This is a genomic window from Pararhodospirillum oryzae, assembly GCF_007992075.1.
GTDB classification, from domain to species: Bacteria; Pseudomonadota; Alphaproteobacteria; order Rhodospirillales; family Rhodospirillaceae; genus Pararhodospirillum; species Pararhodospirillum oryzae.
This window is the reverse complement of sequence record NZ_BJZO01000005.1, coordinates 1-18,983: the sequence shown is the minus strand read 5'-3', so window position 1 is coordinate 18,983 and position 18,983 is coordinate 1. Positions and strand designations below refer to the sequence as shown.

At 68.3% G+C, this 18,983-nt stretch carries 20 protein-coding genes; 13 read left to right on the top strand and 7 right to left on the bottom strand.

What is annotated here, in order from left to right:
* The first annotated feature begins 505 nt into the window (after nt 1-505).
* The 7 genes from ROR02_RS01540 to ROR02_RS01510 all read left to right on the top strand — a co-directional run bounded on the left by ROR02_RS01540 (nt 506) and on the right by ROR02_RS01510 (nt 6,528).
* Entirely contained in the window at nt 506-1,306 is an 801-nt protein-coding gene (locus tag ROR02_RS01540) for a TOBE domain-containing protein (protein ID WP_246135347.1), read from the top strand.
* Nucleotides 1,307-1,566: 260 nt separating this feature from the next.
* Nucleotides 1,567-2,355: a molybdate ABC transporter substrate-binding protein gene (modA, locus tag ROR02_RS01535; RefSeq protein ID WP_147162243.1), complete on the top strand. Its 789-nt coding sequence runs from the start codon at nt 1,567-1,569 to the stop codon at nt 2,353-2,355.
* Nucleotides 2,356-2,383: 28 nt separating this feature from the next.
* Entirely contained in the window at nt 2,384-3,067 is a 684-nt protein-coding gene (gene modB, locus ROR02_RS01530; protein WP_147162242.1) for a molybdate ABC transporter permease subunit, read from the top strand.
* The gene (modC, locus tag ROR02_RS01525) at nt 3,064-4,245 is read left to right on the top strand and encodes a molybdenum ABC transporter ATP-binding protein (protein WP_147162241.1); all 1,182 of its coding nucleotides are present in this window, start codon (nt 3,064-3,066) and stop codon (nt 4,243-4,245) included. The genes modB and modC overlap by 4 nt, the downstream gene beginning before the upstream one ends.
* Nucleotides 4,246-4,311: 66 nt before the next feature.
* Entirely contained in the window at nt 4,312-5,085 is a 774-nt protein-coding gene (modA, locus tag ROR02_RS01520; RefSeq protein WP_147162240.1) for a molybdate ABC transporter substrate-binding protein, read from the top strand.
* Nucleotides 5,086-5,102: 17 nt separating this feature from the next.
* Entirely contained in the window at nt 5,103-5,924 is an 822-nt protein-coding gene (locus tag ROR02_RS01515; RefSeq protein ID WP_147162239.1) for an ABC transporter permease, read from the top strand.
* Nucleotides 5,905-6,528: an ABC transporter ATP-binding protein gene (locus ROR02_RS01510; protein ID WP_147162238.1), complete on the top strand. Its 624-nt coding sequence runs from the start codon at nt 5,905-5,907 to the stop codon at nt 6,526-6,528. The genes ROR02_RS01515 and ROR02_RS01510 overlap by 20 nt, the downstream gene beginning before the upstream one ends.
* A gap of 222 nt (nt 6,529-6,750) precedes the next feature.
* Here the strand turns inward: ROR02_RS01510 and rpsU are convergent, their stop codons facing one another.
* Entirely contained in the window at nt 6,751-6,957 is a 207-nt protein-coding gene (gene rpsU, locus ROR02_RS01505) for a 30S ribosomal protein S21 (RefSeq protein ID WP_041797134.1), read from the bottom strand.
* Nucleotides 6,958-7,339: 382 nt separating this feature from the next.
* Between rpsU and def the strand changes: the two genes are divergently transcribed.
* Complete coding sequence (gene def / locus ROR02_RS01500) at nt 7,340-7,879, top strand: peptide deformylase (protein ID WP_147162237.1); 540 nt, start codon at nt 7,340-7,342, stop codon at nt 7,877-7,879.
* A gap of 98 nt (nt 7,880-7,977) precedes the next feature.
* Nucleotides 7,978-8,640: a COQ9 family protein gene (locus ROR02_RS01495; protein WP_147162236.1), complete on the top strand. Its 663-nt coding sequence runs from the start codon at nt 7,978-7,980 to the stop codon at nt 8,638-8,640.
* A 96-nt stretch (nt 8,641-8,736) separates the two neighbouring features.
* Here ROR02_RS01495 and ROR02_RS01490 read toward each other — a convergent pair whose 3' ends face one another.
* From ROR02_RS01490 to ROR02_RS01480, 3 genes are all read right to left on the bottom strand, one after another.
* A complete protein-coding gene (locus ROR02_RS01490; RefSeq protein ID WP_246135346.1) occupies nt 8,737-9,354 on the bottom strand; it encodes a DUF924 family protein in 618 nt (205 codons plus the stop codon).
* The gene (locus ROR02_RS01485) at nt 9,351-10,532 is read right to left on the bottom strand and encodes a GNAT family N-acetyltransferase (protein WP_147162235.1); all 1,182 of its coding nucleotides are present in this window, start codon (nt 10,530-10,532) and stop codon (nt 9,351-9,353) included. Before ROR02_RS01485 ends, ROR02_RS01490 begins: the two co-directional genes overlap by 4 nt.
* 77 nt (nt 10,533-10,609) lie before the next feature.
* Nucleotides 10,610-11,071, bottom strand: a complete 462-nt coding sequence (locus ROR02_RS01480) for a RidA family protein (RefSeq protein ID WP_147162234.1) — start codon at nt 11,069-11,071, stop codon at nt 10,610-10,612.
* 228 nt (nt 11,072-11,299) lie between these two features.
* Here ROR02_RS01480 and serA point away from each other — a divergent pair, with 228 nt between their 5' ends.
* The 3 genes from serA (at nt 11,300) to ROR02_RS01465 (ending at nt 14,304) form a co-directional block, all read left to right on the top strand.
* Nucleotides 11,300-12,535 (top strand): phosphoglycerate dehydrogenase, encoded by a 1,236-nt coding sequence (serA, locus tag ROR02_RS01475; RefSeq protein WP_147162233.1) that lies wholly within the window; start codon nt 11,300-11,302, stop codon nt 12,533-12,535.
* A gap of 574 nt (nt 12,536-13,109) precedes the next feature.
* Nucleotides 13,110-13,304 (top strand): hypothetical protein, encoded by a 195-nt coding sequence (locus tag ROR02_RS01470; protein WP_147162232.1) that lies wholly within the window; start codon nt 13,110-13,112, stop codon nt 13,302-13,304.
* A gap of 97 nt (nt 13,305-13,401) precedes the next feature.
* Complete coding sequence (locus ROR02_RS01465) at nt 13,402-14,304, top strand: MetQ/NlpA family ABC transporter substrate-binding protein (protein ID WP_147162231.1); 903 nt, start codon at nt 13,402-13,404, stop codon at nt 14,302-14,304.
* Between the two features lie 192 nt (nt 14,305-14,496).
* Here ROR02_RS01465 and ROR02_RS01460 read toward each other — a convergent pair whose 3' ends face one another.
* Nucleotides 14,497-15,894, bottom strand: coding sequence for an MFS transporter (locus ROR02_RS01460; protein WP_147162230.1), 1,398 nt, complete (start codon nt 15,892-15,894; stop codon nt 14,497-14,499).
* Nucleotides 15,895-16,028: 134 nt separating this feature from the next.
* Here ROR02_RS01460 and ROR02_RS01455 point away from each other — a divergent pair, with 134 nt between their 5' ends.
* A complete protein-coding gene (locus tag ROR02_RS01455) occupies nt 16,029-16,829 on the top strand; it encodes an AraC family transcriptional regulator (protein WP_147162229.1) in 801 nt (266 codons plus the stop codon).
* 75 nt (nt 16,830-16,904) lie between these two features.
* On the opposite strand, the gene surE is transcribed toward ROR02_RS01455, so the two are convergent.
* Complete coding sequence (gene surE, locus ROR02_RS01450) at nt 16,905-17,684, bottom strand: 5'/3'-nucleotidase SurE (protein ID WP_147162228.1); 780 nt, start codon at nt 17,682-17,684, stop codon at nt 16,905-16,907.
* Nucleotides 17,685-17,689: 5 nt separating this feature from the next.
* On the bottom strand, nt 17,690-18,961 hold the full coding sequence (serS, locus tag ROR02_RS01445; protein WP_147162227.1) for a serine--tRNA ligase: 1,272 nt from the start codon (nt 18,959-18,961) through the stop codon (nt 17,690-17,692).
* Between the last annotated feature and the right edge of the window lie 22 nt (nt 18,962-18,983).

The following is an 18,983-nucleotide window of genomic DNA, read 5'->3' as shown; positions in this document are numbered from 1 at the left end:
AAGCGCGCTCGCGCTCCCTGGCACCGGCATGCCCGCTCTATCCCTGGTTTTATTCAGGAGATGTGCCTTTATCAGATCACCCAGGGGAGCGCGAGAAAATTTCCCCACCGTCTCCCCCAGTTTCACGGCTCCTTGCGAAAGGACGGAATCCGTCACCGGCGCCCCCCGGCAAGAGGGGCAAACCATGAGGGGAGTACAGGCCCCCGAGCGCTTGCGTGCGCCTTCCTCTCTTCGCGATGCAAAACCACGGATCTTGTCGCATCCCTAGGTTATTCAACCCAAACACTCCCCGCGCCTCGGGCCCGCCTCGCGCCAGGGCCTGCGGGGCCTGATGCAGCGCACCACCGCCTTGACAGACCCCGGCGATTGGGCTTCGTTATGTACAGACGCGACATAACGAAGGCGGTAAAGTGGGTTTACACGCACCGCCATGTCATTCTCGACCATAACGACCCCTGGCCGCCCTGAAGGCCAGGGTTTTACCCCCGGCAGGAGGAGCCCCCGCGTGCCCGAGCACGACCTGGAAGCGGCCCTGACCGTTCAACGTGACCCCGCGACCCGCATGGGCGCCGACCGTTTGCGCCTTCTGGCCGCGATTCGCGATCATGGATCCATCGCCGGCGCCGCGCGCGCGGTTGGATTGTCGTACAAGGCCGCCTGGGAAGCGGTCAACGCCATGAACAACCTGTTCAGCCATCCCCTGGTCACCGCGAGCCCGGGCGGCCGCCATGGCGGCGGCACGGTGGTGACCGAGGCCGGGTTGCGGGTGCTTGATGCCTTCACCGATCTCCAGGCCGACCTGGATCGATTCCTGAGCCGGTTGGCCCGTCACCTGGGGGACCCCGACGCGCCCCCCTCCCCCGTCTTGTGGAGCCTGCTGATGAAGACCAGTGCCCGCAACATGTTCCATTGCACCGTGAACCGCATCATCGAGGGGCCGGTCAATGCCGAGGTGGTCATGGACCTGACCCGGGGCCAGCAACTGACCGCCATCGTCACGGAACAAAGCCTGCTCGACCTCGCCCTGGCCCCGGGCCGCGAGGTGTTTGCCCTGGTCAAATCCACCTTCGTCATGCTGGCCCGCGAGGAGGGCCTGGGCCGCACCTCGGTGCGCAACCGGCTGCACGGTGTTGTCAGCACCCGCACCGATGGCGTGATCACCAGCGACATCGTCCTCGACATCGGCGACGCCAAGACGGTGGCCGCCATCATCACCCGCGAAAGCGCCGATGCCCTTGATCTCCAGCCCGGTACCCGGGCGTGCGCCCTGGTCAAGGCCAGCCACGTCATCCTGGCCGTGGACTAGAGGGCATTCCGATCAAAACGGATCAGCGAATGCGCTCTAACTTTTTGATTTTTCGCATTTTCGGACCGCCGAAATGGTGCCATTCCGGCTGAGAATGCTCTAACCCAAAACCCGCAAGCAGGGGGCTGCCTTCCGGATCCACCGACCGCCGACACCGCTGGACCGCCCCCTCGCGTCCGATCCTTTCCCGTGTTCTCCCCCAGCCCGTCGCGGGCCTCTGGTTGTCCGCTTCCTTGCCTTTATTCTGAGGAGCATTTGCAATGTTCGGTTCTTCGGTACGCTTTTCCCGCCGGGCCGCGCTGATCGCCCCCCTGGCCCTGGTGCTGGGCCTGGCCCTGACCCCGCAGGCCGCCCGCGCCGGCGAGACCGTGGTGGCCGTGGCCGCCAACTTCACCGCCGCCGCCAAGGACATCGGCGAGGCCTTCACCAAGGAAACCGGCCACACCGTGAAGTACAGCTTTGGCGCCACCGGCCAGCTGTACACCCAGATCACGCAAGGAGCGCCGTTCGAGGTGTTCCTGGCCGCCGACGACGAGCGCCCGGCCAAGGCCGAGACCGAGGGTCTGGCCGTGCCCGACACCCGCTTCACCTATGCCGTTGGCACCTTGGTGCTGTGGAGCACCGATCCCGCCCTGATCGACGACCAGGGCGAGGTGTTGAAGAAGGGCACCTTCGAGAAGATCGCCATCGCCAATCCGGCCACCGCGCCCTATGGCGCCGCCGCCCTTGAAACCATGAAGGCCATGGGCGTTTTCGAAAGCCTGGAGCCCAAGATCGTCCAGGGCAACAACATCTCGCAGACCCAGCAGTTCGTCGCCTCGGGCAGCGCCGCGCTCGGCTTCGTGGCCCTGTCGCAGGTCATCGACGACCCCGCCGGCTCGCGCTGGGTGATCCCGCAGGAGATGTACACCCCGATCAAGCAAGACGCCGTGCTGCTGAAGACCGGCGAGGCCAGCGAGGCCGCCAAGGCCTACGTCGAATTCCTGAAGAGCCCGGCCGCCTTGGAGATCATCAAGCGCTACGGCTACGGCGTCGGCACCCCGTCGTAACGCCCCGCCCCAAGGAGGACACGGCCGCATGATCGATCCCCCCCTTGTCGAGGCCATTGCCCTGACCTTGCGGCTTGCGGCCGTGACGACCCTGGTGACCTTGCTGGTGGGCACCCCGCTCGCGTGGAAGCTGGCCCGCGCGCGATCGTGGATCAAGGACGTGGTGGTGGCCCTGGTGTCGCTGCCCATCGTCCTGCCCCCCACCGTTCTGGGCTTTTACCTGCTGCTGCTCCTGAGCCCCAAAAGCCCGCTGGCGCCCCTGGCCGAGGCCCTGGGCGGGCGGGCCCTGGCCTTCAGCTTCGAAGGCCTGGTGGTGGGCTCGGTGGTTTGTTCCATGCCTTTTGTCGTCAACCCGATCCGCAACGCCTTCGAGGCCATGGGCGAGCGCCCCCTGGAGGTTGCCGCCACCTTGGGCGCCGGGCCGCTCGACCGTTTTTTCACGGTCGCCCTGCCTCTTGCCAGCCCGGGCCTGCTGACCGGGGCCGTGCTGGGCTTTGCCCACACGGTGGGCGAGTTTGGCGTTGTCCTGATGATCGGCGGCAGCATTCCCGGCGAAACCAAGGTCGTTTCCATCGCGCTGTACGACTACGTTGAAACCCTGCGCTGGGAACAGGCCCACCTGATTTCGGCGGGCATGCTGTTGTTCTCGTTCCTGGTTATTCTGTCCATGATGATCACCGAGCGCCTGCTGGCCCGGAGGCGGGCCGGATGACTGCTTCCCAGCCAGCCGCCTCCCCTCTTTCTTTCGCCGCGCCTCCCCCTTCCACTGGCCTGTCGGCGCGCTTCGCCGCCCGGCTGGGGAGCTTTTCCCTGGATTGCGCCTTTCACCTCCCGGGCCGGGGGGTGAGCGCCCTGTTTGGCCCCTCGGGCTGCGGCAAGACCACCGTGCTGCGCTGCCTGGCCGGCCTCACCCGCCTGGACGAGGGCGAATTGCATGTCAATGGCGCGTGCTGGCAGGCGGGCCGCCAGTTCATGCCGCCCCACCAGCGCCCCGTGGGCTACGTGTTCCAGGAAGCGAGCCTGTTTCCCCACCTGTCGGTGCGCGACAACCTGCGCTATGGCCTGCGCCGGGCCCGGCGCCGAAGCGCGGCCGGAAGCCAGCCCGAGAACGGCGCCGCCATTCCCTTCGACGACGTGGTCGGCCTCCTGGGCATCGAGCGCCTGTTCACCCGCGCCGTTCCCCAGTTGTCCGGGGGCGAGCGCCAGCGTGTCGCCATTGGCCGCGCCTTGCTGTCGCAGCCGCGCCTGCTGCTGATGGACGAGCCCCTCTCGGCGCTCGATCGCGCCAGCAAGGACGACATCCTGCCCTACCTGGAGCGCCTGCACGACGCCTTGTCGATTCCCGTGGTCTACGTCAGCCATGACCTGTCCGAGGTCGAGCGCCTGGCCGACACCTTGGTGTTGATGGAAGGCGGGCGGGTGCTGGCGCAAGGGCCGTTGCCCGCCGTGCTGGCCGATCCCGCCTTGCCGCTCACCCACCAGCCCCACGCCGCCACCGTGTTGATGGGCACGATCACCGGCTACGACGCCGCGTATGACCTGACCTTGCTCGCGGTTGCCGGGGGCACGGTGCATGTGCCCGGGGCCCTGGGCGCGACGGGGGCCCGCCGGCGGCTGCGCATCCTGGCCAGCGATGTCAGCCTGGGCCGCCAGCCTCCCCTCGATACCTCGATCCTCAACGCGTTGCCGGCCCGGGTGCTCTCGGGCGAACCCACCGGCGGCCATGGAGTCACCGTGATCCTGGCGTTGGGCGAGCCCGCGACCGAAACCCGCCTGCTGGCCCGCATTTCCCGCAAGTCCTGGGATGCCCTGGCGCTTCGGCCCGGCGAGGCGGTGCACGCCCGCCTCAAGGCCATCGCGCTCGCGCCCGGACGCACCGACCCGTTGTAACCCCTTTCCCCCGCGCCCCGTTTTCTCTTCTCCCCCGCCTTGTTCCCCATCCCGGAGGATTTTGCCATGTCCCGTCTGTTCTCCGTGCTGCAAGGCGCTTGCCTTGTCGCGGCCGTGCTCCTGGCCGCGCCCCTGGCCCGGGCCGAAACCTTGTTCGTGTACTCGGGCGCGGGCCTGCGCCCCGGCGTGCAGCCCCTGGCGGACCGCTTCCAGAAGGAAACCGGGGTCGAGGTGTTGATTGAATACGGCGGCATGGGCCAGTTGATCACCCGCCTGGACGCCACCGGACGCGGCGATCTCTTCCTGGCCGGCACCAAGCCCTACAGCGACGCCCTGGAGAAAAAGGGCCTGCTGCACGATATCCGCCCGCTGGTTTACCACACCGCCGTGGTCGGCGTGGCCAAGGCCAAGGCCGACACCATCACCCGCTTCGAGGACCTGGCCAAGCCCGGGGTGCGCGTGGCCCTGGGCGATCCGGCGGCCATGGCCCTGGGGCGCAGCGCCGAACAGATCCTGGACGCCTCCGGCCTGGGCGACGCCATCCGCGCCAACGTGATCGCGCGCGCCACCACCGTGCAGCAACTGGGCCTGTACGTCGCCAAGGGCGACGCCGACGCCGCCATTGTCAGCCGCCCGGTGACCTTGCAAAACGCCGACACCATGGTCGCGCTGCCGATTCCCCTGGAGTGGTACGATCCCGAGGAAGTGACCATCGGCATCCTGTCCACCGCCGCCGCCCCCGATCGCGCCCGTCAGTTCCTGGATCTGGTCAGCTCGGCCGAGGGCATCGCCGCCTTCACCAAGGTGGGCTTCGAGCCCCTGCCCGCCGCCGCTCAGTGATCCGGAGCACCCTTTCCATGGGCGGCGGGCGCTGGCTGGCCGGTCTGGCCCTGGCCTTGATCGTGCTCACCATCGTGGGCGCGGTCGTGGCCCTTGCCGCCCAACTGGCCCCCGCCGCCCTGTGGACGGCGCTGGGCCAGCGCGAAACCCTGTTCGCCGTGGGGCTGTCGCTGCGGACCTCGGCGATCGCCCTCGCGCTGGCCCTGCTGCTGGGGGTGCCGGCGGCCTATCTCCTGGCCCGTCACCCCTTCCCCGGGCAGGCGATCGTGGAAACGGTGCTCGACCTGCCCATGGTCACGCCGCCTTTGATCGCCGGCATGGGGTTGTTGTTCCTGCTGGGGCGCGAGGCTCCCCTGGGCCACGTCCTCGCCGACGCCGGCCTGACCTTGCTGTTCTCGCCGGCCGGGGTGATTCTGGCCCAAACCTACGTGGCCACCTCGATCGTGGTGCGCAGCGCGCGGGCCGCCTTCCAGGCCGTCGATCCCGATTTCGCCGCCGTCGGGGCCACGCTGGGCCTGGCGCCCGTGTGGGTTTTTCTCCTGGTCGAGGTGCCCATGGCCGGGCGCGGCCTGCTCAGTGCCGCCGTGCTCGGCTGGTCGCGGGCGCTGGGCGAGTTCGGCGGCACCTTGATGGTCGCGGGCGCCACCCGCCTGCACACCGAAACCCTGCCCATGGCGGTATTCCTGAACATCGCCAGCGGCGAAACCGAAATCGCCATTGCCTGCGCCCTGGTCTTGCTGGGCCTTGCCTTCGTCATGCTGCTGACCCTGCGCGCTTTGGCTGGCGAGCCCTCCTCCTTGTCGCGAAAGCCCGCCCGCCATGCCCGCCTTGTTCCTTGACCGGGTTGCCAACGCCGTGCTGGGTCCCCTTGACCTCCGGGTCGGGGCCGGGGAAGCCGTGGCCGTCCTCGGGCCCTCGGGGGCCGGCAAAAGCACGCTGCTGAAGATCATTGCCGGCCTGCTGCCCCACGAAGGCGACGTGCGCTTCGACGACCGGGTGATGACCCGGGTTCCGGCGCACCGGCGCGCGGTGGGCTACATGAGCCAGGATCTGCACCTGTTCCCGCACCTGAGCGTGGAGCAAAACGTGCGCCTGGCCCTGTGGTTCGACCGGGAGGCGGCCGGAGAGCGCCGGGCGCGGGCGCGCGAGACCCTGGCCCTGTGCGCCATCGATCACCGCGCCACCCGGCGCCCGGCCACCTTGTCGGGGGGAGAGCGCCAGCGGGCCGCGCTGGCCCGGGCGCTGGCGCGTCGGCCCCGGGTGCTGTTGCTTGATGAACCCTTCGGGAGCCTGGATCCGGCCACCCGGCGCACGCTGTGGACCGAGGTGGGCGCCTTGCGCCAGCGCCTGGGGATGACCATGCTCCTGGTCACTCACGATCCCGAGGAAGCGGAGGTCCTGGCCGATCGCACCATTCACCTGCGCGACGGCCGGCTGGAGTGACCGTTGCGCCCACGCGCCAACACCGCCCAAACCGCGCGCATGGCGGGGGCGGTGATCGGAGCGGCCCAGACAGTCAACGCTAAAACGGCCTGGACGGGGGTGCCCAAGAGACCGGCAAGCCGACCCTGGAACACAGCGGGCCGGAAAGCCGGCCGCTGGTTGGGACTCCCGTGCCCTGGCGGTCGCAGGGGCAAGAGGAAACCCTCTTGCCCGGAAACGGCACTAGAAGCCTTCACGCTCCAGGCGCTTGCGCTCCAGCTTGCGGGCGCGACGGACGGCCTCGGCCTTTTCGCGGGCCTTCTTTTCCGAGGGCTTCTCGAAATTACGCCGCAGCTTCATCTCGCGAAAAACACCCTCGCGCTGCATCTTCTTCTTCAGCGCCTTCAACGCCTGATCGACGTTGTTGTCGCGCACCAGAACCTGAACCAGGGTTCGATCTCCTTCGCCTGGGGCGCCTGGGTCCCTCCCCTTGCGGAGGGGTGCCAGGAGACGCCATGTTGTATCCGTCACTGTCTGTTCGCCGATCCGGTTTCCGAGCCTTTGACAACGACCCAACCGGGTCCCGGCGATTGAGGAGAAAACCCCAACCCGCCGGACCGCGAAGCGGACCGAAAAAGGGTGCGGACGAGCCGTTATGGCGGAAGCGTCTGCGCGGATCCGGTGAAGCACCGGCCCGAGGGGGGCTTTGTTAACACAGGCCATCGCCCAGGAAAAGAGGCTTGGACTCGTTTCCGGCCCCCCATCCCGATAAAAAAGGCCACGAACCCGGACCGCCAGGGGATTTTCCGGGTCTTGAAGGAGAAACAGACCGATGGCCCTTCTCAAAATCGCCCGCATGGGGACCCCGGTCCTGCTGAAACCGGCGTTGCCCGTCACCGATTTCACCGATCCCGCCTTGCACCGGTTGATCGAGGACATGGCCGAGACCCTGGCCGATTCGGGGGGCGTGGGGCTGGCCGCGCCCCAGGTGCACGCCTCCGTGCGGCTGCTGGTCTATCAGGTGCCGGCCGAACGGATGGGGCCCGACCAGGGCGCGGTGCCGTTTTCGGTGCTGATCAATCCGACTCTGGACCCCCTGGGCCCCGACACCGCCGCCGAGTGGGAGGGATGCCTGTCGCTCCCCGGGCTCACGGGGCGGGTTCCGCGCGCGCGCTCGATCCACTACCGGGGTTTCAACGAACGCGGCGAACCGGTGGAGGGCGAGGCCCATGGGTTTCACGCCCGGGTCTTGCAGCACGAAACCGACCACCTGGATGGGATCCTCTATCCCCGGCGCCTGGCCGACCCGGGCGACTTCGGCTTCGTCGAGGAAATCCGCAAGGCGCTGGCGGGACGGGTCCCAAGCGCCTAGACTTGGAAGTCCTCAAAACTAGTGGGGGCGTCGGTCCCGTAGGGACGCAGGTCCCGTAGGGACGCAGGTCCCCGGTCGTTACGCCAAGGGTGCTTTTCATGGACATGATCGAGATCAAGGACCGTATCGTCCTCGCCGCCCTGCCCGGAATCCCGTTCGAGGGCTGGACCTTCCGCGCCTTGCGCGAGGGCGCGAAGGCGGCCGGCCTCGACGCCGAAGCGGCCGAACGGGCCTTTCCGGGGGGGGCGGTGGCCGCCATCACCCATTTCATTGATCTCGCCGACCGGCGCATGGCCACCGACATGGCGGCGGCCGACACCTCGACGCTACGCCTGCATGAAAAGGTCCGCCTTGCCATCCGCCTGCGCCTGGAGCGCTGGGCGGGCGACCGCGAGGCCGTGCGCCGGGCGGCGGCCGTGCTGGCCCTGCCCACCAACGCCGCCGCCTCGGTGCGCTCGCTCTACCGCACGGCGGATTGCCTCTGGCAGGTGGCCGGGGATCGCAGCATGGACATCAACTTCTACACCAAGCGGGCCCAGCTCGCGGGCATCTATGCCTCGACCTTGCTGGTCTGGCTGGAGGACAGCTCGGAGGGACTGACCAATACCTGGGCCTTCCTGGATCGCCGGCTGATCGAGGCCGTGCGCCTGCGCAAGGCCCGCGACCGGGTCCAGCACCGGCTTTCGCGCCTGCCCAACCCCTTCTCCCTGGCCCGCAGGCCCTTCGCCAGCAGCGCCAGCCGGTCGTTGCGCATGCGCTAGAGTTTGTCCGGGAAAAGTGGGCCGCACTTTTCCCGAACGGGCACGTTTCATGAGCGAACCCAGGGCCCATCCATTTTCCTTAAAAAGGGATGGGCTCTAAAACTGATTGGCGGGGTCGCGCAGGTACGCTTCTTCCTCGGGGGTCGAGGGCCGGCCCAGGGCGGCGTTGCGCTGGGGGAAGCGGCCGAAGCGATCGATGGCCTCGGCATGACGGACCGCGTAGGCGTACCAGGGCGCATGCCCCAGGCCCTCGACCAGGGCCAGGCCCCGTTCCTGGTCCAGCGGATCCTCGGCATGGACGAACGGCAGGTAGCAAAACAAACGCTCCACCGGCCGCAACCCCCGGTCATGGCCCCGGCGCAAAATCTCGATCGCCGTTTCGCGGGCCCGCCCATCGCCGGCAAAGGCCCGGGAATGCCCCCGCCACAAATGGCGCGGCAGGGGATCTAGCAGCAAGACCAGACTAAGGGCACCCGGCGGCGTTTCCAGCAAGGCGTCCAGGCGCCCCGAAAGCGCGTTGCCCACATCCTGGCTGAACAGCGCGATCAAGGTGGCGTCCACCACGTCGGACGACGTGAACCACCAGCTTTGGGTGGCTGTCTCGTCGCGTTCGGCCTTGGGCCCGAACCAGACCGACAAAAGGCGCTCGGACACGGGCAAGATAGGGTCCAGGTCCAGCGCACCGGCCAGGATGGCCCGCAGCGGATCGGTCACGGCAAGGACTCCTCGCAGCGAAAGGGGGTGGCCTCGGCCAGCTGGGCCATGGCCTGGGCGACATGGATCCGCTCGCGCGACAGGGCATCGGCCACCGCCGCGCGAAAGGCCCGGTCGGCGATCCAGTGCGCCGACCACGTGGGTTGCGGCCGATACCCCCGGCTCAGCTTGTGCTCGCCCTGGGCCCCGGCCTCGACCCGGGTCAGTCCGTGCGCGATGGCGTAATCCATGGCGCGGTAATAACAGGCCTCGAAGTGCAAGAAACGGTAGGGACCGGCCGCGCCCCAGGTCCGGCCGAACAAGGTGGTGCCCCCCACCAGGTTGAGCGCCCCGCACACCAGGGCGCCGCCGTCCTCCTCCTCGCCCATGATCAGAACCACCTGATCGCCCAGGGCCTGGCCCAGGCGGGGGAAGAAATCCTCGGTCAGGTAGGCGCCCCCCCATTTGCGATCGACCGTGTCGCGGTAAAAACGGTCGAAGGCCGCCCAGTGGCGGGGCTCGATCGCGGCCCCGCGCAAGGTGACAAAGCGCACGCCCTGGGCATTGGCGCGCTCACGCTCCTTGCGGATCGCCTTGCGCCGGCGCGAGGTGAGGGTGGCCAGGAAGTCGTCGAAGTCGCGATAGCCGGGATTGTCCCAATGGTATTGGAACCCCTGGCGCGCCAGAAAGCCCTGGCTTTCCAGCAACCGGGCCTCGGCCTCGGAACAGAAGGTGACATGCAGGCCGGAAAGGCCCAGGCGCCGGGTCAGGCTGACAATGCCCTCGGCCAGCAGGCCCTGGGTGGCGTCCCGCTCGCCCTCCTCGCAAGGCGCGACCAGCAGGCGCGGCCCGGTGACCGGGGTAAAGGGCACGGCCACCTGTGCCTTGGGATAATAGCGCCCGCCCGCCTTTTCCCAGGCGCGGGCCCATTCCCAATCGAAGACGTATTCGCCATAGGAATGGGCCTTGAGATACAAGGGCGCGCAGGCCCGCACCCGGCCCTGCCCGTCTTCGAGCACCGCGTGCAGGGGGGCCCACCCGCTGCCCTCGCCCACCGAGTCCGAGGCTTCCAGGGCATTCAGGAAGGCATGGGACACGAAAGGGTTGTCGGGGCCGGCGCAGGCGTCCCACGAAGACGCGGGCACGTCGTCGATTGCCTGCACGAAGCGCAGGGCCAGGGATCCCGTGGCGTGGGGCATGGGGCGCCTCCTTCTCGGACGGTCCCGCCGGAAATGGGGAGGTTCCCCCCCGGCGGCAAGCCGTCCCGATGGGCGGGTCAGGCCAGGGCGAACAGCCCCTCGACCTCGACGCACACGCCAAGCGGCAGACTCGACACCCCCACCGCCACCCGCGCATGGCGGCCCCGATCGCCGAAGGCTTCGACCATGAGGTCGCTCGCGCCATTCACCACCGCCGGGTGGGCGGTGAATCCGGGCACGGCGTTGACGAATCCAGTCAGGCGCACCACCCGCGCCACCTGCTCCAGATCGCCCGCGCAGGCCACCCGCACCTGGGCAATCAGGTTGATGGCGCACAGCCGCGCCGCCGCCTGGGCCTCTTCGACCGAGATGGATTCGCCGGCCACGCCCACCCCCTGCGGGGTGCCGCCGACCAGGGGCAGTTGCCCCGACACATACACCAGGTTCCCCTCCCGGACCCAGGGGACATAGTTGGCAACCGGCTGGGCCGGCTCGGGCAGGATGATCCCCTGATCGCGCAGGCGTGCCTCGACCGTCATGGGCGGATTCTCCTTTTCCTCCATCGACGATTTCATGATAACCAGAGGGCCCATGACACCGCAATCGGATCGCAGGGTCCGCGCCGTTCTTCCCAGGGATTGGCGTTCGGGTTCTTGCGCCGGGGAAGGCCCCGACCGGGCGTGTCACCCCGCCACCCCAGGGCCTGGCCGGGAAGGCGGCCTGGCTCTCCCCACAAGGCGGACGCCGCAGAAAAAGAAGGATCGGCCGTGAGCAATCTGTCGCTGCCCAAGGACAAGATTCGTATCGTCTTGTTCGAAAACATTCACGACAATGCCGTGCAATATTTCCACAACCGGGGCTATTCCAACATCGAGCACCTGAAGGGGGCCCTGGACGGCGACGCGCTGAAGGAAAAGGTTCGCGACGCCCACATGATCGGCATCCGCTCGCGCACCCAGTTGACCCGCCCGATTTTCGAGGCGGCGGAAAAGCTGATGGCGGTCGGCTGTTTTTGCATTGGCACCAATCAGGTTGACCTGGAATGCGCCGAGACCCTCGGCATTCCGGTGTTCAACGCGCCCTATTCCAACACCCGTTCGGTCGCCGAGCTGGTGATCGCCGAAACCGTCATGCTGATGCGCGGCATCCCGCGCCGCTCGTGGGGCTGCCACGCCGGCGAATGGGACAAGTCGGCCGACGGCAGCCACGAGGTGCGCGGCAAGACCCTGGGCTTGGTGGGCTATGGCCATATCGGATCCCAGGTCTCGGTGCTGGCCGAGTCCATGGGCATGACCGTGGTCTACTACGATATCGTTGAAAAGCTGGCCATCGGCAACGCCCGCCCGTGCGAAAGCCTGAACGAGTTGCTGGCGGCGTCCGACGTGGTCAGCCTGCACGTGCCCGACACCCCGGAAACCCGGGGCCTGATCGGCGCCGACCAGATCGCCGCCATGCGCGACGGCGCGATGCTGATCAACGCCTCGCGGGGCAAGGTGGTGGACATTGATGCCCTGGCCGACGCCTTGAAGCGCGACAAGCTGGCCGGCGCCGCCATCGACGTTTTCCCCAAGGAACCGGCCTCGGCCCGCGAGGAGTTCCAAAGCCCGCTGCGGGGCCTGCGCAACGTGCTGCTCACCCCGCACATCGGCGGTTCCACCGAGGAAGCGCAGGCGGGCATCGGCCGCGAGGTCGCGGAAAAGCTGGTCAAGTACTCGGATGATGGCTCGACCCTGGGCGCCGTCAACTTCCCCGAGGTGGCCTTGCCCCAGCAGTCCAATGTCACCCGCTTCTTGCACATCCACCGCAACGTCCCCGGCGTGATGAGCCAGATCAACGATCTGTTCTCGCGCCATGGGATCAACATCAGCGGCCAGTACCTGATGACCGACCCCAACGTCGGCTACGTGGTCGTGGACGTGCAAAAGGACCTGAAAGCTGGCGAGGGCTTCCGCAAGGCCCTGGCCGCCATCCCCGGCACCTTGCGCTTCCGCTTCCTGAACTAGGTTCTTTCCGACCCGAACGGGGGGGCTGGGGCACATCCCCCGGCCCCCCCTTTTTTCATGCGCGCGTGGGCCCTTCCTTTCGAGGGCCGCGTGCCCCCCGACGCCGTGCGCCGAAGCATCACCCCCTATTTTCACATAATTATTGTGTAATTAATTTCACAAAACACACTACGAACGAACAAACCACAAAACCAACCAACACGAATTTTGTAGAATCCGTGTTGACACCCCCTGTTCCTCGTTTTATGCTCCCCTCGTTCCCTCAAGGAAGGGGAACCGCGGTCGTTTGACAGCAGCTTGCGCCGCGAAACCAAACGCTAAAGCGCCACGATCCCGGTCGTGGTCCCTTTTTTGAAAAGGAAGACCGGAATGTTCTTCACCTCCCCTGTGCTGCTTGTCGAACCGCCGCTTTCTGCCGGCCTTTCGTCCCTGGTCATGCGGTGCATGTGCCGTTGTGGACTGTGTTGTCGCGCCTGACGCGCCACACCTTCATCCCAACACCCTGTTTCGCCCTTTAGTGGCCCAGTCGGTCCCGGTGCCTTGGATGCACGGCGACTGGGGGGAGCACAGTGCCATGACCCATCACAACGCCTTTATCATCGAAGTCGCCGGCCGGTCGGCTGGCATTGTCGTCGCCGAGCGGGGCGGCTTTACGTTCTTTGCGTCCGACTGGACGTTCAAGGACATGGACCGGCGGATTTACCGGCGGGTCGATCACGCCGAGCGCGCGGCCCGGCGGGTTCTCGCCGCCCGCGGCGCCCCCGCCTGACGGAACGCCTGTTCCGGGGGCCACGCGCATCCGGCCCCCGGATCCGGCGCCACCCATCCAGCCTCACAGACCGAAACGACGAAGGAACACGGATATCATGAGCTTTTCCCTGCGGGTTGCGCTGTTCAATCGAAACACCCCTTTCGCGCGGCTTGAACGACACGCGCCTTTCGCGCGGCTTGAACGACACGCGCCTTTCGCGCGGCTGGGACGGCGCGCGCTGTTGTCCCTGGCCGCCGGTGCCCTGGCGCTGAGCCTGGGGACCCCCTCCTTCGCGGCCCAGCCCCTCAAGCTGGGCGTGATGGCCGGGGCCGAGGAACAAATCGCCGAGGTTGTCCAGAAGGTTGCCGCCTCGAAAGGGCTTGCCGTCGAGCTGATCCCCTTTACCGACTACGCCTTGCCCAACGAGGCGCTGAACGCGGGCGAGCTTGACGCCAACGCCTTCCAGCACAAGCCCTACCTGGACTCGCAGATCGCCGCGCGGGGATACAAGATCGTGCCCATCGGCTTTACGATCGTTGAGCCCATCGGTCTTTACACGAAAAGCGTGAAAAGCGTGGCCGACCTGAAGGAAGGCGCCCGGATCGGGATCCCCAACGATCCCTCGAACGGCGACCGGGCGCTCCGGCTGCTGGCGAGTGCCGGGCTTCTTACGCTGCGCGACACCAAGGGCAGCGCGGCCAGTCCGCTCGACATCACGAGCAACCCGAAAAACCTGAAAATCCTTGAACTGGAAGCCGCCCAACTGCCGCGCGCGCTGGGGGACCTTGACGCCGCCGTCATCAACACGGGCTACGCCGTCGATGCCGGCTTGCATCCCGCCACCGACGCCATCGCCCAGGAACCGCGCGTCGGCAACCCCTATGGCAATTTCATCGCCGCCCGGGCCGGGGATGTGGATCGCGCCGACCTGAAACTTCTGGTCGCTTCCTACCAGTCGCCCGAGGTGCAGGCGTTCATCGAAACCCACTTCAAGGGGGCCATCCTGCCGGCTTGGTAAGCGGGCGTCCTCTCCCTTGCCTTGCCGTGCCCTGGAGTTTGTCCGGTAAAAGTGGGCAGCGCTTTTCCCGAAGAGACAAACTCAAGCAAAGGAATCCGGAGCCTGTCTGTTTCAAGGTGAAACGGAGAGGCTCCAGCCCCCCTGAAGGCCTCCGGCCCCTTCCGCACAGGGGGCCGGAGGCACTCCCCATTCCTACACCCGGGCGCGCGACACGCTGACCAGGGCGCCCACGCCCGCCAGCCCCGCCGCCACGCCCAGGCACCACACGGGCGCCCCGGGACCGGCCCCGGCCAGCAGCAGGGCCACGATCGTGGAGCCGGCGCACCAGCCCGACACCCGCGCCACCGCCAGCATGCCCCCCGCCGCCCCCGAGCGGCGCACCGGCCCGGCCGTCATCAAGGTCGCGTTGTTGGGGGTCTGGAAAAAGCCGAAGCCCAGCCCGCAAAGCGCCATGCGCCAGACAATATCCACGTCGGAGGGGTGCCCGGGCAAGGTGGCCAGCAAGGCCAGCCCCAGGGCCAGGGTGCCCAGGCCCAGGCTGCTCAGGACCGACGCCGGCCAGCGGGCACTAAGACGCCCGGCCAGGGGCGCGGCCACGGCCACCATCAACGGCCACGGCGTGACCAGAAGGCCGGTGGCCAGGGCCGACTTGCCCATCAGTCCTTGCAGCAGGAACGGCAACGAGACATAGGCCAGGATCTGCGCGGCATACGAGCACATCGAGGTGACGATGGACAGGGCGAAAAGGGGAATGGCCAGCAGATCCAGGGGAACCAAGGGGTCGGATCGCCGGGATTGCTGAGCGATCAATCCGGCCAGCCCGACCAGCCCGGCCACGATTGCCCCCACCGCCCAGGCGGTTTCCACCCGGCCCAGGCCATCGACACCCACCACCACCAGGCCCAGGGAAACGGCGCTGAGCACGGCTCCAACGAAATCGAACGGGCGCGGGGTGGCGGGCGGGGCCGGGGCCAGGACCCAGAACAGCACCAGGGCCAGAACCCCGATCGGCAGATTGACCAGGAACAGCCACGGCCAGGAGGCCACCTCCAGCACCAGGGCGCCGATGGACGGCCCGGCGGCCCCGGACACCGCCACCACCATGGCAATCATCGCAAGCCCGCGCCCGATCATGGAACGGGGGAAGATGTGGCGGATCATGGCCGGCCCCACGGCGGCCAGGCAGGCGCCCCCCACGCCCTGCACCACCCGGGCGGCGATCAGCCAGCCGAGCGACCCCGACAGCGCGCACGCCAGCGACGCTGCGGTGAACAGCAGCAGCCCGAAGGAGTAAACCCGGCGCAACCCCAGGATCTCGCCCAAGGCCGCCGCCGGCAGCAGGCACACGGCGGTGCCCACCTGATAGCCGTTGACCACCCACACCGTGGCCGCCTTGGATGCCGCCAGCTCCTGCGACAGCGTGGGCAGGGCCAGGGTGGCAATGGCGCTATCCAGGCTCATCAGGGCCACGCCACACAAAATGCACAAACTGACGGCGAGCCGGGAGCGGGGCGGCAGTCCCGCCGGCTCAAGGGAAACGGACGCGGACGAAGCAGGCGGCACACCGGCCGTCGGGGCAAGGGCGGTCATGAGGGGGACTCTCGGCACGGGAAGGGAGATCGGGAAGGAAAGGCGGGGCCCCTCCTTTCCTTCAGGCAGTCTAGACGAGCCGGCCGCGTCCTGCTTTCGTGGGTGGGGCCTGCCCTTTCGCGAGTGGGACAAAAATGCGCAACGCTTCCTACGACACCTACCAGGCCGTGGCGCGCCCGGTGATCGCGATCGCGAATCATCACCCCACGGGGGCGCTGCGGCCCGCCCATCACCATCAGAGGGCGCAGCTGTTTCACGCCCTGGCCGGGGTGATCAGCGTGGACACGCGCGAAGGCGCGTGGGTGGCCCCGCCCGGGCGCGGGGTGTGGATCCCCGAGGGCGTGACCCACGCGGTCCACCTGCGCCCGGGCAGCCGGGCGTGCAACATGTGGTTCGATCCCGGCTTGTGCCCGAACCGGGGCCCGGGGTGCGAGGTGCTGGAGATCGCGCCCCTTCTCGACGCGCTGATCGGGGCCGCCGTGGACCTTCCCGCTGAGTACGACGAAGGGGGGCGCGACGGGCTGGTCATGCGCCTGCTGGCGGCCGAGGTCGACCGGGCGCCGACGGTACCGCTGACCCTCCCCTTTCCCCGCTCGCGGGCCCTGGGGCGCTTGTGCACGGCCTACCTCGCCGCGCCCCGGATCAACGTGACCATCGAGGCCTGGAGCACGGCCCTGGGCCTGGAACGACGCGCGTTCACCCGCGCCTTTCGCCGCGAAACCGGCATGAGCTTTGGCGCCTGGCGTCAGCAAGCCTGCCTGCTGGCCGCCCTGCCCCGCCTCGCCCAGGGCGACTCCGTCACCGCCGTGGCCCTGGATCTGGGCTACGACGCGCCGGCCGCCTTTTCCACCTCGTTCAAGCGCCGCCTGGGCACCACGCCGTCGGCCTACCGGGCCCAGGCGCAAGGCGACCCGGGCGGCACGCCCCCGGCATGAGGGCGCGCCGGCCGCGTGCCTCCCCAAGGAGGCGGGACCGTGCCAGGCCCCGCCCCCGCCAGGAAGGGCAGCGGATCAAAAAGCGCCGGCCAGGCTGGCCAGCGTGGCCTCGTGGGTCATGTCCACGCCCAAGGGCGTCACCGTCACCACGTTGCGGCACACGGCTTCCAGATCGGTGCCGACAGCGAAGCGGTCCTCGTTGCGCTGGGGGCCGATCCACATGTACGGGCGCCCGCGCGGATCGAACCGCTCCTGGATCTGGTCGCCGATCTTGCGCTTGCCCTGGCGGACCAGCTCGACCCCGGCCACCGCCTCCGGCGCGCACGAGGGGAAGTTGACGTTGATCAGCACGTTGCGCGCCCACGGCCGGGCGCAGGCGCGCCGGATCAGATCGGGGGCCAGGGCCTCGGCGGCGGCGAAGGGCTGGGGCGGGGTGCCCTCGATCACCTGCGACAGCGCGATGGCGCGAAAGCCCAGCAAGGTGCCTTCCAGGGCGGCCGCGACCGTGCCCGAATAGTGGACATCCTCGCCCAGGTTCCCCCCCCGATTGATCCCCGACAGCACCAGATCGGGCGCGCGGTCCTTCAGCAGGTGATTGACCGCCACCAGCACGCAGTCGGTGGGGGTTCCGCTGACGGCGAAGCGGCGTTCCCCGTGCCGGATCAGGCGCAAGGGATCGTGCAGGGTCAAGGCGTGCCCGGCGCCGCTGCGCTCGCGCTCGGGCGCCACCACCCACACATCGTTTGACAGCGTGCGGGCCACGCGCTCCAGAAGCGCCAGGCCCTCGGCGTCGATGCCATCGTCGTTGGAAACCAGGATGCGCGCCGACCCCAGGTCGGTCAGGGGGGGAAACATGGCCGTCAGCCTCCGATCCGTTCAAGGCCACCCATGTAGGGGCGCAAGACCGCCGGCACGGTGACCGAGCCATCGGCGTTCTGGCCGTTTTCCAAAACCGCGACCAGGCAGCGCCCGACCGCGAGCCCCGAGCCGTTCAGGGTGTGGACAAAGCGCGTGCCCTTCTCGCCTTCCACCTTGAAGCGGGCGTTCATGCGCCGGGCCTGGAAATCACCCGTGTTGGAGCAAGACGAGATTTCGCGGTAGGTGTTCTGGGCCGGCAGCCAGACTTCCAGGTCGTAAGTGCGCCGCGCCCCGAAACCGATGTCGCCCGAACACAGGGCCATCACCCGATAGGGCAGTTCCAGGCGCTGCAACACCGCCTCGGCGCAGGCGGTCATGCGCTCCAGCTCGGCCTCCGACTCCTCGGGGGCGACGATCGAGACCATCTCGACCTTTTCAAACTGATGCTGGCGGATCATGCCCCGGGTATCACGCCCGGCGGCCCCCGCCTCGGCCCTAAAGCACTGGGTGAGGCCGGTCATGCGCAAGGGCAAGGTGGAGGCGCCCACGATCTGGCCAGCCACCAGATTGGTCAAGGTGACCTCGGCGGTGGGGATCAGGTAATAGCCCTGCTCCAGCTTGAACAGATCCTCGGCGAACTTGGGCAACTGGCCGGTGCCCAGCAAGGCCGGCTCGCGCACCAGGGCCGGCGTCCAGGTTTCGGTGTAGCCGTGCTCGGTGGTGTGCAGGTCCAGCATGAACTGGGCCAGGGCGCGCTCCAGGCGGGCCACCTGACCACGCAGCACCACGAAGCGCGCCCCCGACAGGCGGGCCGCCGCCTCGAAATCCATGCCGCCCAGCCGGCCCCCCAGGTCCACGTGATCCAGAACCGGGAAATCAAACGTCCGGGGCGTGCCCCAGCGGCGGACCTCGACGTTCGCGGTTTCGTCGGGGCCGTCGGGCACCGTGTCGTCCAGCGTGTTGGGCAGGCTCATCAGCCGGGCGTCCAGGTCCTCGCCCACGCGCCGCGCCTGCTCCTCGACCTCGGCCATGCGCGCCTTCAAGGCCGCGACCTCGCTGGCTTCCGCCTCGGCCGAGCCCCCGGCCTTGCGAATCTCGCCGATGCGCCGCGACACATCGTTGCGCCGGGCCTGCATGTCGTTGAGCGCGGTCTGGGCGGCCCGACGCTCCTGGTCCAGGGCCAGGATCCCGGCCGACGCCGGTTCCATGCCCCGCCGGGCCAGGGCGCGGTCGAAGGCCTCGGGGTTGTCGCGAATGGCTTTCAGATCATGCATCGAAGCGAGTCCTTGTCGAAAC